Origin of the sequence: Prevotella disiens (genome assembly GCF_900454955.1) — a bacterium.
Taxonomy (GTDB): domain Bacteria; phylum Bacteroidota; class Bacteroidia; order Bacteroidales; family Bacteroidaceae; genus Prevotella; species Prevotella disiens.
This window is the reverse complement of record NZ_UGTL01000001.1, coordinates 2,369,605-2,385,974: the sequence shown is the minus strand read 5'-3', so window position 1 is coordinate 2,385,974 and position 16,370 is coordinate 2,369,605. Positions and strand designations below refer to the sequence as shown.

Sequence of the window (16,370 nt, the reverse complement as noted above, 5' to 3'; positions counted from 1 at the left end):
GTTGGGGTTTAGTAGTTTGCCATTATCTTCCTTGTGAATTCCTCTTCTAAGGTGAGTGCTTTAACGACGTACACGCCCGTCTGCGGTACGGTGAAGTCGGCACGCTTGATGGTGCCTCCCGTCATGTCCGTCCGGCTCAGCAGTCTTCCTGATGTGTCATAGACGAGCAGTTCGGCATCGGTCTCCTTGGCAAGTCTCAGCTCGGCACTGAACGCCATACCAGTCCCGTCCTTCCTTGTCACGGTGAGGGCAGAATGGGCTTGTCTCTCGATGGAGGAGGTGTTTTCTGCCGACCTTGCCTGTGCCTTGGGCACGTTCGGGCTGCACTCGCTGCCGATAATTACCGCCATGCTGTCCTCGACCGCCTTCTTCGTCTCGTAGGCCACGCCCCTCGAAACGCTCGTCAGGGCGAAGTCTCCACCGTCGATGCTCAGCCCGTCGATGGTCGAGAGTCCCTTGTTGAAGCCCATGCCGAAGAGCCAGCCGAGACCGGCTTTCTTGGCCGCACGGTGGACGACGATGCCGTTTACCGTATAGCTTACCGTGTCGGGGGTGAAGATGATGCCGAGTGCGTCACCTCCATTCAGGGTGACGGCAGCACCCATGGGTTTACCCTCGACCACGACTTGTGCCGTGGCATTCTTCACGTCGAAGCCGTGGAGGATGTTCTTTCCCAGTCCGAGCGTGGTGCAGAGTCCCGCCCTGTAGTCGGAGGTGAGCGAGGGAATAGTCCATGTGACCTCTCCCTGCTTTCGTCGACCGACCGCATGGGCATACTCGACGCCTCCCGTGCTCTCCGCCGTGATGTCGATGCCCGCGTTCTGCTTAATGAGCAGACTGTAGTTTCCCGGGAGCAGGTTCTTCACCGTGTATGTCTTCGTGGTGAAGTTTCCCCGTGAAGCTACGGCACCTTTCTCCATATTCTCCACGGAGTCCGCCAACAGGCTGTATGAAAAACTCGGCAGGCCGACCACCATGCTGATGTCAAGACTGCCGTCCTTTCGCGGCTTTCCGCCCGTGCAGCTCGCATCGTGCGGTGTCAGCCGTGTCAGTATGCCGTCGAAGCTGGCGAAGGTGAACGTGTCGGATCCACTGCCGTCGGTGTCCATGAAGATGTTGTCGAAGACGAGTTTTTCACGGCTCGCGTCCTTGCGCGAGCATCTGATGATGGTGTTTTCCCGTATGTCTGTCTTGTCGCCCGCACCTCTGTCTATGAGCATGAAGACGTTGCGGTAGTCCGTGCCTGCGAACTTGTTGCCTTTGGCGAGGACTCCATATCCGAGCTCGACCATGTTGCCGCTGTCTCCGAATCCATTTCTGCGCAGTCTGGGGATATTTAATGCAGTCTCGCCGCTTGCGATCTCGAAAATCATGCAGGCTGCCTTTGCCGTGCTTTCACCAGGTACGGTTATCTGCAGTTCCTTGCTGCCCCGGCCGTCTATGAGCAGAGTTACGCTGTTTCCTTTCCTGCGTACGATGAAACTCTTTTCGCCCGTATTGCCTGTTAAAACACGATTCTGTATTGTTCCGTCCTCTACGATTCGGATCTCGCCGCGTACGCTGACGTTGAAGCCGTAGGCGCACTTCGTGCCCGATGCCTCGGTGAAGCCCACGTTGTAGGCGGGATGGAGCCTCGGGTTGGTGTATTCCATCGTGCCGTTTCCTGTGTCGAGCGGGGAGCTGACAATATATGCCCCCTCCTTGGGTTCTGCCTGCGACACGGCATCCGTGAAGCCGTCTGAGGTGACGGTGATGCCGTTCTGCGTCCAGATGTCCTTCCTGTACTCGGTGGAGTCGATGTTCGTCCTGACGAGCCACCTGCGACTCATGACGTGCCACGGCGTCTTGCCTTCTGTCTCTTCGGTGGTCGTGGAGCCGTTGTCATCGCCCCATAGCATGTAGCCGCCGTCGGGCATGGGCGAGCCATCCTCGCGTCCCATGACGAGAAGGCGTTGGATCGTCGGCAGGCCGTATGGGTCTGCGTCTCTGAAGCTGTCGTATGTCTTTTCAGTAGAGTATCTTGGTGCTTCCTCGTAGCTCGTCGTGGAGAGGGGCTGGAAGAGGTCGCCCGCATCATCGCGCCAGATGCCCGTCACCCTGTGGTGGTAGGCGGCGCTTTCGTCCCTGTCCCATGAGAGGTCGCCCGTACCCGTGTAGTACGAGCCGCTGAGCGTGATGCCGTACCTGATGGCGAGGTAGGTCTCCACCTGCCTGCGCTCCAGCGGTGTAAGTGTCCTGCCGTATGCGATGAGCTCGGGCGTGTAGCCATTGAGCGCACCGCCCCCGAACAGGGACTTGTCAAAGGCTGTCGTGAAATTGACGTCTCCGTCCCGGTATATTCCCGTGGTGATGGTCGCACGTCTGCCTTCTCCCCACACGGAATGCACGGGGGCGTATGCCCTGATGTATGAGACGATGCGGGGACTCGTGGACTTGAACTCCTCTGCGGTCTGCCTCTCGCCGCCCGAATAAAGAAGATCCTCGCCGACGGTGCTTCCGTAGTTGAGCGGTTCTATGCCCTGCTGCCCGACCGCCTTGTCCCTGTTCACGAGGCTTCCCGCACCCTTGCGTCCGTTGACGGCATATAGCACCTCGTCCTTGTTATAGGCGATAGTCGTCGGGGCAAACACCCCGATGACGGTCATCTGCGCGAGGTTGGAGTATTTCAGCAGGCTCTCCTTCGGCTGATTCCCCTCGGAGAAGTTCAGGGCGGGGTTGAAGTTGAAAGTCCGTATCCATGTGTGCCGCTGCGTGAACTCACCACCGTAGGCTGCGCCCTTGGCATCGTAGAGGTTGGTTCTAACGGAGTCGCCCGAGAAGTCGCGCCAATGATAGTACCCATGCAGATCCATCGTCAGGGGGACGGTCTTCAGCCATGCCTCCGCACCGCTGACCTGACCGGGTGACTGCGCACGGGACTGCACGGGACTGAATAAGGCTGTAACTATTAGAAATGCTGTTTCGTGTAAATGTCGTCCCATAAGTTAATACTGTCTATGTTCTTTTTCAGTCTGATAAGATACCCGCAATAAAAACGGTAAAGAGAGAAAATCCGTAAAATAAAAGTGGGATGGATTGTATCGTGTGTGCGAAAATTGATTAATGCAAAGCCTTTTCAACGAGTCCTGCATATCTCTCTTGACTGCCGAAAGTGGCGTTCCTTATGTCAAGGGGGCTGAAATTGGTAAAATCAACGTTGTCTTCATAAGCATGAGCGTTTAAGTTGTTTTTTCCTAAGTTCAAATATAGGTTATTCTTCTTTAATTTGCAAGGAATTGCACAGAAAAATTTTATTTTTAACACGCAAAAGGATGATGAAGACAATAAAAAGGAAGTATTAGACAGCAAATTCACGATGAGATGGGCTTTGGGCATAAAACGGCAATTCAAGTGCGGAAAAATGAAACGGACTGATAAAAGTGTGGATTTCTTTTGTTTTCATCGAAAATAAAGACTACCTTTGCAACGTTAGATAAGTGGTCTTTGAGGCATTGCAGAATAAAGAGAGGGAAAGAAACTCGCTCGTTTCCAAATCGTAACCCTTTTCTTCTTTATTCGGTGTTATTCTATTGATTATCTGAAAGATATAAAATTCTGAAATCTTTTGCGGGGATAGGTCGTGATTTTCTTCTCATAGAGGCTCTGGGCAATCGAGAGGGTTTTGTCTGCAGAAAAGCCTTGGCGTCTGTTGGCTTCCTTCTGCAAGGCAGTGAGGTCGTACAAGAGGGGTGGCGACGTATGTCCCACCTTTTTTGCGACCGAAGTCACGGTAAGCCGGCTCTGTTCGCGAAGCATGGCGAGAGCGGACTGTGCATCGGCTTCATTGTCAAATGCACTTCCGCTCACGGCTTTCAGCGATACGCCCTCTTTCTCTGCTGCTACGGAGAGTTTCCAATAGGGGACGGAAGAAAAATCACGATTTTCTATGTACCGACGGCAGACCATAGCGAGTGTAGGGGTTTGTACTCGTCCCAAAGAGTAACCGCCTTTGCGTGCGATGGACAGGGCACGGCTTGCATTGATACCCACCAGCCAGTCAGCTTCGCTTCTTGCCTTGGCAGAATGATAGAGATTGTCGTAATGGATACCAGGCTTGAGGTTGGAAAGTCCTTCACGGATAGCCTTGTCTGTGAGTGAACTTATCCAAAGTCTTTCGAAAGTCTTTTTACAATCTAGATATTGATAGATGTAGCGAAAGATGAGTTCACCCTCTCGCCCTGCATCGGTGGCGACAATGATACGATCTGCCTTGTCAAAACAGGAGCGTATCACTTTGAGTTGCTTCAATGCCGCAGGATCTGATACATACTCCTTGTCCCTGCGCGCTTGTCGTACCACTAACTGAAAAGGATTGGGACGGATGGGTAAGTCTTCAGCTTTATAGGCAGAAAAACCGTAGGCTTCGGGCATGGCAAGGGCTATGAGATGTCCCATTGCCCAAGTGACGAGGTAGCCGCAGCCTTCCATATATCCGTCTTGCTTGCTCGTTGCTCCTACGATGCGGGCTATGTCTCTGGCTACCGAGGGTTTCTCGGCAATAATACATATATTCATTTGTTTTTATAATATTTATTTGTAACTTTGCAAAATATTAATTAGCATTTGTTTCGGCATAATGCTGCTCTTTAATGTTCCTCTTTATCCCAACTTAATAGAGCTAACTTTGAGTGTTTCGACACTATTTGTGAATTATATTAACATAAAGGATTATATTATGATGGATACAGAGAAGACTATAACTTTTGGAATTTGGGGAGAAATGGGAGTAAGAAGTTCCGTTAAAGCCAATATTACGTCGGTAAAAATAAATGATTTCCCCCTCCCTCCAATACGGAGAGCCACTTGTGTGGCTCTCTCGTTTTACATTTTGCGTCCACGAGACTTCTTCTGTTTGTTCTCGTCCTGCTTTTGCTTTTGGGCAGCAGTAGGCTGTGTCTGTCCCGTTTTCAGCGGTTCTTTCACGTTCTTGGTAGCTTCATTCGTCTTGCCGTGGTTGTTGACAGCTACCTGTGTTTTGTGTTCTTCGGCTACAGCAATCACCTTTTCTTTGCCAGTTTCCTGCTTCTTGTCAGGATTCCACTTGTAAAAACGTGGGCGGTTCTGTTCCTTGTCCATGCGAACATATGCGTTGAAAGGTTGTCCCTGTTTGTCCACCATATTCTTTAGATATAGTGTACGACCGCTATCCAAGGCTTCACGCTGTTTTTCTGATAACTCTAAGCCGCAAAGCTTATGCGGGATGCCTTGCTGCTGTGTCTGTTTGTGTTCCTGTCGTTCTCTTAAACTCTTGTTGTTGCCAAAGATGAACTCAATGCCTTTCTTCTCGGCATTAACTTGAAGCGTGGCATCAAAGGACTTACCACTCTTGGCAGTCATTCCTTCCACCTTCACGGCTTTACCTTCCACAAGGTCTTTATACTGAGTGTCAGAAAGTGTCACGCCCTTGATTTCTTTGGGGATGTTTACACGGTCGGCGCGCAGGGCGATAATCTCATTGGTCTGCGGATCGATAGAGACGTAAGCAGAAAAAGACTCAGCGTTCTTGGGAGTCACTTCTATGGTTTTACCGAGATTGCCCATAGTGAGGAGTGCCTCCTTTTCTTCGGGAGAGAACTTGTAACCCATATAGGGGAAGTCGAGCTGTGGCTCCTTGCGTAAAGGGTGGATAGCTAAGCCGACATTGCCATTGTCATCCGTGCGGAAAGCAAGGCGTGCTTCGGTGTAGATAGTTGTATCACCAATAGGTACGGCAATAGTAACAAGGTTACTCTTCTGCCAAGAAAGCATCTTTTCTAACTCTCCACTTTGTTCCAGTCGTTCACGGGTAAGACCGAGGTTGTCGAGTTGCTTCCAATCAATCTTCGACTCATCAATGACTGTGGCGTTCTTCTTTTTCGGCAGATAATCGTCAAAGGATACTCCAATCTCTGTCAGTTGCTGTTTGCTTTCTGGCTTTTCACGACTTTGCAACATGGTGCGAAGATTGTCCACACCTTGTTCTACATTGTTTGCCAAAACTTTGTACAGTCCGAAGCGAGATGGGTCGTTGAACTGACGGAGAAAATTGCTCATGAAGTTTTTTAGAAGTCCGTCCTTGTTGTTAAACTTCAAGAACGCTGCCTGATTCGCAGCGATTGCTTCGGTGGTTTTAAGGTTACCCTTGTCGTCAATACCAGAAATTACGGAGAGTTTACCCGCTTCCTTTTCGTTCTTTACCTCCGTGCGGTCTTCCAAGACCAGCACGTAATTGTCATTGCTGTTTGATTCCATTGCTTGATAATTTTAATGATGAATATTGTTATCAAGCTGCTAAATTATAGGTATATAAAGAGATGGAAAAGAGATTTGGAAAAGCAGGAAATAAAGGGAGATTACAGGAAATAGTCGTTTGTGTGTCGTAAGATCTTACTTACAGGATTTCTAAAATGCCGCTTTGCGAAGTAAGATATAGTTGCTATAATAAGAAAATCCCCAATTATCACGCTGGATAAGTGGGGAATCTCTTTGAACTGTATCGTTTAATCCAAACACTTTTTTATGATTTCATCACTGATGCCATTTTCTTTCATTCTTTCAGCCACTATTTTTTTATAATTATTAACTTCATGGTAGTGGAATATCATGTGTCCAAGTTCCTCTAAGGCATTTTCTATACGTTTTCTACCTTGTTCCGTATTCAAGTCAATGTCTGAGAATTTGGAACGCTCTCTGTGAAGGTTTAGGTAATAAATGCCACCGATTATCAGGGATGATATGGCGGATATATCTATACCAGTGTCCTTGAATTTCTCTTCATAGATATTGACAAGAGGTAAAGTGTGCATTTCTCTGAGCATGGCCGTACGGACTGTGGTCTCATTTCCTTCAGCAATCTCCCAGCGTAACAGTTCCAACATCACTGATTTATCTTGAAGTGCTTTCTGTACTTCCTTGAAAATACTGATATAGCCCAATTCTGAATCTGTAGGAAGTTGAACACCAGTGAGTACATCCTTAAACCAATAGTCGTATCTCTTAACGAATTCATCATAAAACTCGCTAAGATTGTCATATCTGTTATAGAAGACGAGCGGTTCGATTCTGGCTTTCTTGATGAGTTCTGTCACCAGCATTGATGCAAAGCCTTTCTTCTTGATCAGGCTTTCTGCTGCCTTGATAATGTCTGCCTGTATATCGACGTTTGTCCTTCTGTATCTTTTGGGTTTGTTTTCTTCTTCTGCCATCTAAAAAGGTATTGATTTTCTGATTTCCACAAGGGCGGTCACCAATTGTTCCAACTGTACTATTTCATGGGAAGCCAACACGCTGACTCTAAGCCGTGCTTCCTTGGTTCTTACCGCAGGGTATGTGATACCGCTTACAAAGATACATCTTTTTTGTAATTCACGTGCTATTTCATATACTTTTCTATTGTCCCTGACCATAATAGGAAATATGGCTGATACCGAGCAGCCTATATCAAAGCCTTCCTCTGTTAGTCGTTTGCGCAGATAATTGACATTGGTCCACAATTTCTTGCGAATTTCAGGACGTGTCTGTATAAGTTCCAGTGCCTTCAGTGAAGATGCTGTAACCTGTGGAGTCATTGCTGCGGAAAAGACATTACTGTCAGCATAATATCTCAGATACTGAATCAGTTTTTCTGACGCGGCAACAAAACCACCGACACATCCGAAAGACTTACTGAAAGTTCCTGTAATAATATCTACTTGTCCCAAGCAATTATAATAGTCGGCTGTTCCTCTGCCGTTTTCTCCCATAACACCAATGCCGTGAGCATCATCCATCATAAGAAGACAATTGTGTTTCTTGCAGACTGCAATATACTCTGGAAGTTTTGATAAATCTCCATTTTGAGAATAGACACCATCAATGATGACTAATCGAGTTTGATATTTTCCTATTTCTCGCTCAAGGATCATGTCAAGATAGTCAATGTCGTTGTGTCCTATATGCTTTACATTGGTTCCAATTAAACCACTTTTGGCACTGGTATGGATATACGAATCAATGTAGGCTATGTCATTTTTTCCCAATATAGCACGGAGCAAACCTGCATTGGCACCAAAACCTGATGAAAATAGAATGGCATCTCCTTGTCCTACAAACTTTGCAATGCCTTGTTCCAACTGCTGATGGATGTCTAAATAGCCTCCTATGGCTTGAGCGGCACTTGCCCCTGTACCGTATTTCAGGACGGCATTTATACCAGCCTCCTTGGTCTCAGTCCTTTGCGACATACCAAGGTAATCATTAGAAATATATGCGGAAACTTCACCGTCATAGCCCTCGATTTGCATCTTGGCTCCAACTCCTGTTCTTGCCATGACCCAATAACTTTTGCAGCCGAACTGCTCCATTTGGTCAATGTAACTTTGGAAATTATGGCTACGCTCGATAACATTCTCGTTTGGAGTAATCTCGAAATCCTTTAATGAAATAATATTTTTATTCATATAAACAATGTATATATAGTAAATAATGCCATAAATATAGCGAAAATACTAAGAAATTACAAATTTTGAAAAAATAAAACTGCTTTTACTTGTTATAAACAATATAGATTTGTATATTTGTCCCATGATTGTAAAATTAGTATTATTTATTTGTTAGCTTTGAATTATGAAATATACTCTTGGAAGAAATATATTTGTGAGCAAAGAGTCGGTAAAGAAGCTCTGTTCTTGTATAACCCTTATGGGCATTGAATATATACGACTAAATACATGGTAAAGTAATCTATTGATATTTGATCTTTACCTTTCGAATAGTAAAGAATATAATTTTATTTGAAACGATTAAAATATTAACTTTTAAACAAAATCACATGAAACTACATTTTTTCAGTTCACTAATGTGTGCAATCGTGCTATTTGTTACTATGACTATAGTATCGTGCCATGACGATGAATCGGAAATAGGTATATCTTGGTCGCAAGAATCAAGAAAAATGATTCATGATGGAATTAAAACTGACTATGGAAAGAAAAAACTTTCTCTTGTTTTCTATACTGATGATCAAGTGGGAGTCTCTGCTTCATCTAAAGATGATTGGATAAAGCCTATTCTAACATTCTCTAATGGGAAAGGCGAACTGAACATTGAGGTTTTGGAGAACAAAGATGTTACTTCGAGAGTTGGACATATTCTCTTAAAAGTTCAGAGGAAGACCATTATAATTGGTATTACTCAAGATGGTTCATCCAAGATTATCTCGGATCAAAATTGCTATTATCAAGATTCAGAAGGAGGGGATTTCGAGATTCGTGTAAAGGCGAATGGAAAACTTTCTGCTGAGGTTTATCCTGCTGATTGTAAGTGGGCAAGAGTGGTTAAGACTATTCCAAGTGGTGCCAATGAATACGCAATAACTGTTGCCATTGATAAAAATGAGGGATTAGGTAGAGTCGCTTCTGTTGATTTTAAAATTGATGGGAAAACTGCAAATCAGGATTGTGGTCCATGTCTGGTTCAAGAGCCTGCCCCTTTTACTAACACAACGACCATAATATGTAAGAAACCGGGCTGCCTACAAGTGCTCATGGGAAATGACTTAACTAATCTTCGGCGTATCAGATCGCTTAAATTAATAGGTAATATTAATGGTCTTGATTTTATCTTGTTGAGAAATTTATTCATGGATACAAATGAAAGCCTATACCAATATCCTGTAGATATAGACCTCTCAGAATGTAATATAGTTGCAGGTAATCAAAATCCATATGAGTATTTCGGTTGGCGCTCATCTAAAATATTTGAAGATGTTTTTATGTACAGTGAGATACCATCGGGAGTTTTCAGCAATGCTACTAATTTGAAGAGCATTATTCTCCCTAAAAATCTGAAAATAGTTGGTTATTCTGCTTTTGCTGGGTGTAAAAGCCTTAAGACAATAGATATCCCTGCTGATGTAGAGGAAATTAATAGTAAAGCATTTTATGGATGTATTAGACTGCAAGAAATCAAGCTTATATCCAACGTAAGCCTTACCTCCATTGGAAATCAAGCTTTCACGACAAAATCTACATTGAATGAACTAACAATTCCAGCTACAGTTGTTAATATGGGAGTTGAAGCCTTCTTAGGTTGTTCTGTTTCAAAACTTCACCTTAAATGGTTAGAACCTCTTGAGGTTCGCATAGTTCCCAAAATAGAAGGGTGTACTCTTTACGTGCCTAAAGGTACAGTAGAATTATATCATAACACGCGCAATTGGTCTAGATTTCAAAAAATTATTGAGGAATAAATCGCAAAGTAAGGGTTTGCACTTGTTTCGATTGGGGCAAGTTTGCTTTAAATAAGCTTTGTTGAAGAATAAAATAATCGAACATTAGTAATATGAAAATAATTCAATCCTTTTGGGGAGGACATAATAAAGATATAGAAAGCTAAATACAAAGCTATCTTCAAGTCAAGAAATAACTTTCTATAAAACAGGAACAAATATTATTAAACAATAACTTTGCTCAATAGCAATTGCTATAGAACCATAAGTAGTAAATCCAAGTAAAAGATGGCAGAAAAGACAAAACTAATAATAGGTATAATTCTTTTTAATATGGTGATTTGTTATGCAAATGCTCAAACGGACAGTCTTGCGACCAAGATAGACTCATTGGAGAAAGTCTATAATTTAGAGGGGGTCACTGTCACCGCGCATAAAAGGATTTTCACCCAAAAGCCCGACCGTTTGATCTTCAATGTTGAAAACTCTATTGTGAGCAATGGCGGTAACGCTTTGGCCGCACTGAAGATTACTCCCGGAATAAAAGTGCAAAATGAACAGATAACAATGATCGGCAAAAACGAAATGACAGTCATGGTAGATGAACGTCCTGTGAAGTTAAGTGGTGAAAGCCTTATAAATTTTCTAAGAGGAATTTCTTCAACAACAATTAAAAGCATAGAGGTTATTAGCACGCCTCCGGCAAAATATAAAGCACAGGGTAACAGCGGATTGGTTAATATTATATTGAAAAAGGCTAAAGTCGGTACTTGGTCGCTGATATTGAGAAATACCTATCAGCAGGCTACTTATGGGGATAATAAGAGCGGAGCAGACTTTAATTTGAGGAAGAAGAAGCTCTCCATATCCTCCAATATCTCGACAGCTTCTGGGAAAGACAGATATGTCATGGACCGATTTACTTATTACCCTGTTGAGACTTGGCATCTGTCAGCGCCATTAAAGCGGAGTTATAACTTCATGAATGTGAACTTTGGTGTTGACTATGATGCGAGCCGGACATTGACTATTGGCATGAATTATTTGGGGCATAAAACGAATAATCCCTTTAGGCAATACAAGTTTAATACCGAAATTATGGATGCAAATAACAATATGTCATCCTACATGGAGACTTTCAATGATAAAATACATAAAGGGTATACCCATGTCCTTAATGTTCATGGTATAGTCAGATTGGATTCGCTTGGAAAAAAGATAAAGATAGATTTAGATTATTTGAGGAACACCAATAAGGACTCCACGAGCGATTATGGGGCAAGCTATTTTCCTGATAGGGAGCAGATAGCAGGCAGTTATTATGCGAATATCAGCAGAAACAAGAGCGAAGTGTCCAACTATGCGGCAAAAGTGGATGTGGAATTGCCATTACAGTGGATAAATTTGAACTTTGGCGGGCAGTTGGATTTTACGACCAATAGCAATGACTACACGTTCTATGACAATCTTTCCGGTAGCCAGATCGTTGACAATAGCCAAAGCAACTATTTTAAATATAAGGAAAATATAGCAGCTTTATACTTGTCTGCCAGTAAAAGCTTAAGTAAAAGGTTTAGCATGCAATTTGGCATAAGGGTTGAGCAAACTTATACTGAAGGCCGGTCTCTTACCATTGATCAAGCCAATAAACATCATTATCTCAATGCTTTTCCCTCTGCTTATGTTTTGTATAAGTTGTCAGACATTAAATCTCTTTCCTTGAGTTACAGCAGAAGGATAAACAGACCGTATTTCTATGATATGAATCCATTTAAGACTTATACCAGTCAATACGACTACAGCGTAGGAAATACGTCTCTGAAGCCTTCTTATTCCGACAACCTGGATTTAATGCTTTCTTCGGGTATATTTGTCCATAAAGTATGGTATAGCCATGTATCTGACGACTATGCGATATACCCGACAATCGACCCGACCACAAAGATTATCAAGCGTTCCCCGAGCAATTTCATAAATTACTATAGCGTGGGGATGTCCGAATCCTATACATTCAACAAGTGGTGGTGGTGGAACTCCTATAATAATGTTACATTTTACTATATCAACAAGAGGGCAATTCTTTCGGAAGCTCCTCCAATGATAGATAGGATAAGCGGTAATTTCATGACCCAGAATGATTTTCTCTTGAATAAAAAGAAAACTTGGATACTGAATTTTGGATTTTACTATGAACTCCCTTACATTAGTTCATATAGTAAGGTGGCCTCCAATTATTATTTTTATATGGGAGTGAGAACGAATCTTTTGGAAAACAGGCTGTCTCTCTCACTTAATGTGAATGACATCTTCAAAACTTACCGCATGTGCGAAACCATGACTTCAAACGATGTCAGGTACAAATATGATAACCGTTCAGACACTAGATATTTGCAGTTCTCAGTGAGCTATATAATAGGTAACAACTCGATAAGAGGCAGAAGGCATGCAACTGCAAATGAGAACATTAGGCGTCGAATAAAATAAAGACCGAAAAGATTCTATGTCTATAAAAACTATGAATCAAATTTATTAATTAACATTTTAATCATGGAAATTTTAAGTAAATTAACCAAGTTGACACTTGAAAATGGTGTTCTTGACGGTGGGTTTGCAACTTTGACAGACAGTCAGTTGCTAAAACTCAAAGGTGGTGGTTCTGACTCAACATCTGGCAATAACTGCCAATGTAACGGTGCAAATAACTGCCAGTGCGGTGGTAATAATTGCAACTGCTTCTAAAAGTCTTATAAATTAAGAGAGGGTGATCTACTATTAAGTAATCACCCACTTTTCCCTTTATAATACAACATTAAGGAGAGTTTGTACCTCAACTTTCAAAAACTTTTTGAAAACAAGCTGTGATAATATGATGTAATCAGATAGGTAGGCGAATATTATTAGCTTATATAAAACAATCTCGTTGTTTCCCCGTTCCATCTTCTGTTAAGGGAATTTCATATTTTGTTTTGTATAGACTAATTATGTTCATTTACTTCTATTAGGTATTTTGCCTAACTATTTCTGCAAAAATAAATAAAAAAAATGAAGAATAGCAAATATAATATTTTCTTCCCATTCAAGGATTATATAGTAGGATACAATTCATTGGAAAATGATTTTGTCTTTTTATTACCGGAATTATATGCTATATTTGAAAAAGCATCGAATGACGACGTAAATAGATTAAGAACTATCCATCCTAATTTATGGAATGTTTTGGAAAATAAAAATTGGTGAATTCAACTAGCAAGTGCAAATTTACACTATATTGCCGTAAAAGCATTCTTGTGGTGTCTTATAATCCAATTTTTTTCTTGGTCTTGTGTTAATTTTATATTGTATTTTTGCATTTTGTTGATGTGTTATGTTGTCAAAATCTGTTCCCTTTGGTATGAATTGCCTTATTAATGCATTTTGATTTTCAATGAGCGGTTTCTGCCACGGCGAATGTGGGTCGGCAAAATAGACCGTAACGCCTAATTTCTTTGTAATATACTGGTGATTTGCAAACTCTGTGCCATTGTCTGTAGTTATACTTTTGAGGGTATCCTTAAATGGCATCAATAGTTTTACAACTATATCTGCAACCTCGTCCGCATCCTTTCCTTTGTTCGACTTTCTTATGAGGATATAGTTCGTCTGCCTCTCTACGAGCGTAACGATAACTCCTTTGTTTCCTTTTCCAACAATAGTATCCAATTCCCAGTCGCCAAATCTTGTCCCGTCAGCTTCTTTTGGTCGTTCAGCAATAGACGTCCTGTTTAGGATTGTTGTACGCTTACCCCCAACAGGTCTGTTTCTGTGTTTTAGCCTGTATCGACAGTACTTATAAAGGCAGCCTCCATTTCTTTTATCCTTGCGGATTAGCTTGTAAATAGTTTCATAAGAAATCTTCATCTCTCTTTTTCTCAATACGTTAGAGATTTGTTCGGGAGACCATTGTTCTTCTACCAATAAACGGATTACTTCCTTCCATACTTCTTTCTTTATAGTATGGTTGCCAGGATTACGATGCTTTCGATAGACAGCATTAGCTTGGGCTGTCTCCGCATTATATTTACCTTGTTTACCACTATTGCGTTTTATTTCACGATAAACCGTACTACGGTCTACCCCGATTAACTCTGCTATTTCACTTTTTGGTGTTGCAGATTCAAAATCGAAGTGCAATAAAAGAGTACCCCTCGCCGAGAGATGCAGACGTTCTCGAAGCGTAGCGAGAGGTTGTCTGCATCTCTCGGCGAGGTAAAGAAACAATCAGCAATACAAATAAAAAAAGGGAGACCGAAATCTCCCTAAGATTAATTAATTTTGTATTGCTATGTCAAATCAACTAATCGAAGCACAAAGATACGAAATCTATCTTGGACTTCAAAGGAAATGGAGCAAATCCCGTATAGCAAGGGAAATCGAAGTGTCCTGCTCAACGGTCATCCGTGAAATCAGGCGAAACTCCAAGCCAGACGGCACGTATGTGTGGAAGTATGCACAATCCAAGTGCGAAGCCCGCAAGCACGGCTTTAAAGGCAATCACCGCAAGCCTGAGGACTTATGGTGGCGTGTTGACCGCATGATAGAGGATGAGGACTGGTCTCCCAGCTAAATTGCAGGCGTGCTCAGACGTGAGGGTATTCACATCGTGAAGCAGACCATCTACAACCACGTCCATGCAGACACCACCGGAAAACTTGCTTCACATATGCCACATAGGCTCAAATACACAAAGAGGAGCAAGGCGTTGCGTCCTACGAAGGCTACCAATATCCCTAACCGTATAAGCATACACCAGAGACCAATGCAGGCTGACGGCACGCGCTTCGGAGACTGGGAACTGGACACTATCGTCGACTCGTACGGTCATGCCATTGTTACCTTAACGGAACGCTCGACTAACTACATTCTCATGGAAAGACTGCCGCAGGGACGGAAGGCGTTACCAACGGCAAAGACCGTGGCAAAATTGCTCTTTCCATATAGGGAATCACTGCTTACCATTACCACTGACAATGGATGTGAGTTTGCCGCACACGAGGAAATAACAAGGCGGCTCAGCATGAATGGAAGAAATCCGGTGGTGGTTTACTTCACCGATTCTTACTCCTCCTGGCAGAAAGGTGCTGTAGAGAACGCAAATAAACTCATTAGAAGGTACATACCAAAAAAGGCAAACTTCAACGATTTCTCTGACCGAAAAATAATGGAAATACAAAAGAAAATAAACAGAAGACCAAGAGAAAAATTAAATTTTGATACCCCTAAATACAAATTCTTCGAAAACTTTCCATAAATTTGCATTTGCTGTTGGACTCTACAAAATTGGTTTTACCTAGTTTAAAAAAGAAATTATAATGAAAATATGGAGGCTAAGAATATGAAGATTAATAATGAATGTTGTTGTGGATGCAAAACAGAAAAGCCGGATCAAATTAAAGACAATTGTCCTGTATGTAATAATGAAGGGATTTCCGTTAGTAAAGTAACTGTTGAACATCTAGTGGTAGATGATTATCGTAATGCTGTTAACGGAGATCAATATAAGATTTGCATGAACGAGGACTGCGACGTTGTTTACTATAACTTAGATAATGAAATAAAATTCTTGAAAGACCAAGTTAGAGTTCCTATCTGGTTTAAGAAAGATGCAGATCCTAAGTATGCTTGTTATTGTAGCGAAGTCACAGAAAATCAGGTAATTGAAGCAGTTGTAAAGCATGGCGCGAAATCCGTAAAAGAAGTAAATGCCATCACTGGGGCAATGAAAAATTCTAATTGTAAAGAAAACAATCCGTTGGGAGTTTGTTGTCATAAGATTATTCAGGAAGCTATCGATAAAGGCTTGAAAATGAAATAATTACAGTCGATATGTTCCTACAAACGAGAGCCAATCTTTGATATGTTTCCATCTACGAGCGTGGATATGTTCCCCATAACCATAGGGGTTGAGACTGTAGTATTGATGTCAAGAAAATAGAATAACAAGCTATAAAACTTATAAAATCAATGGCTTATAGGATTTTAAAAGAAATCAGTTTTATAATAAATTAAAAATCGTGTTGGTAGAAAAATCGTCTACTTCTACCAACACGATTTTACAAAGAGCCAGTACTTACATCTCTTTTTCTCCTGTAAAACTATTGTATCTTGA

The 16,370-nt window shown here is 42.4% G+C and carries 10 protein-coding genes and 2 pseudogenes; 6 read left to right on the top strand and 6 right to left on the bottom strand.

Features of this window, described 5'->3' with window-relative positions; translation table 11 throughout:
• Nucleotides 1-8 precede the first annotated feature (8 nt).
• The 5 genes and pseudogenes from DYI03_RS10410 to DYI03_RS10385 form a co-directional block, all read right to left on the bottom strand.
• Nucleotides 9-2,981 (bottom strand): hypothetical protein, encoded by a 2,973-nt coding sequence (locus tag DYI03_RS10410; protein ID WP_115367943.1) that lies wholly within the window; start codon nucleotides 2,979-2,981, stop codon nucleotides 9-11.
• Nucleotides 2,982-3,606: 625 nt separating this feature from the next.
• Nucleotides 3,607-4,554, bottom strand: a pseudogene (locus tag DYI03_RS10400) (DNA topoisomerase); the annotation flags it as partial.
• A gap of 306 nt (nucleotides 4,555-4,860) precedes the next feature.
• Nucleotides 4,861-6,270: a DUF4099 domain-containing protein gene (locus tag DYI03_RS10395; protein ID WP_115367942.1), complete on the bottom strand. Its 1,410-nt coding sequence runs from the start codon at nucleotides 6,268-6,270 to the stop codon at nucleotides 4,861-4,863.
• 248 nt (nucleotides 6,271-6,518) lie between these two features.
• On the bottom strand, nucleotides 6,519-7,223 hold the full coding sequence (locus tag DYI03_RS10390) for a TetR/AcrR family transcriptional regulator (protein WP_025064863.1): 705 nt from the start codon (nucleotides 7,221-7,223) through the stop codon (nucleotides 6,519-6,521).
• On the bottom strand, nucleotides 7,224-8,456 hold the full coding sequence (locus DYI03_RS10385) for an aminotransferase class I/II-fold pyridoxal phosphate-dependent enzyme (RefSeq protein WP_115367941.1): 1,233 nt from the start codon (nucleotides 8,454-8,456) through the stop codon (nucleotides 7,224-7,226). It abuts the gene before it with no gap.
• Between the two features lie 494 nt (nucleotides 8,457-8,950).
• Here DYI03_RS10385 and DYI03_RS10380 point away from each other — a divergent pair, with 494 nt between their 5' ends.
• The 4 genes from DYI03_RS10380 to DYI03_RS10365 all read left to right on the top strand — a co-directional run bounded on the left by DYI03_RS10380 (nucleotide 8,951) and on the right by DYI03_RS10365 (nucleotide 13,462).
• On the top strand, nucleotides 8,951-10,246 hold the full coding sequence (locus DYI03_RS10380; RefSeq protein ID WP_242401888.1) for a leucine-rich repeat protein: 1,296 nt from the start codon (nucleotides 8,951-8,953) through the stop codon (nucleotides 10,244-10,246).
• 267 nt (nucleotides 10,247-10,513) lie between these two features.
• Complete coding sequence (locus tag DYI03_RS10375; protein ID WP_021669200.1) at nucleotides 10,514-12,709, top strand: TonB-dependent receptor domain-containing protein; 2,196 nt, start codon at nucleotides 10,514-10,516, stop codon at nucleotides 12,707-12,709.
• Between the two features lie 63 nt (nucleotides 12,710-12,772).
• Nucleotides 12,773-12,964, top strand: a complete 192-nt coding sequence (locus DYI03_RS10370) for a hypothetical protein (protein ID WP_025064838.1) — start codon at nucleotides 12,773-12,775, stop codon at nucleotides 12,962-12,964.
• A gap of 303 nt (nucleotides 12,965-13,267) precedes the next feature.
• Nucleotides 13,268-13,462, top strand: a complete 195-nt coding sequence (locus tag DYI03_RS10365) for a hypothetical protein (protein ID WP_021669202.1) — start codon at nucleotides 13,268-13,270, stop codon at nucleotides 13,460-13,462.
• Nucleotides 13,463-13,483: 21 nt separating this feature from the next.
• Here DYI03_RS10365 and DYI03_RS10360 read toward each other — a convergent pair whose 3' ends face one another.
• Nucleotides 13,484-14,395, bottom strand: a complete 912-nt coding sequence (locus DYI03_RS10360) for an IS30 family transposase (RefSeq protein ID WP_244916345.1) — start codon at nucleotides 14,393-14,395, stop codon at nucleotides 13,484-13,486.
• 151 nt (nucleotides 14,396-14,546) lie between these two features.
• On the opposite strand from DYI03_RS10360, the pseudogene DYI03_RS10355 reads away from it, so the two are divergent.
• Both DYI03_RS10355 and DYI03_RS10350 read left to right on the top strand, forming a co-directional pair.
• Nucleotides 14,547-15,512 (top strand): annotated as a pseudogene (locus DYI03_RS10355) (IS30 family transposase).
• An 84-nt stretch (nucleotides 15,513-15,596) separates the two neighbouring features.
• Nucleotides 15,597-16,076 carry a Csac_0668 family 2Fe-2S cluster-binding (seleno)protein gene (locus tag DYI03_RS10350; RefSeq protein ID WP_000700631.1) on the top strand — a complete coding sequence of 160 codons (480 nt, stop codon included), beginning with the start codon at nucleotides 15,597-15,599 and terminating at the stop codon, nucleotides 16,074-16,076.
• Nucleotides 16,077-16,370 lie beyond the last annotated feature (294 nt).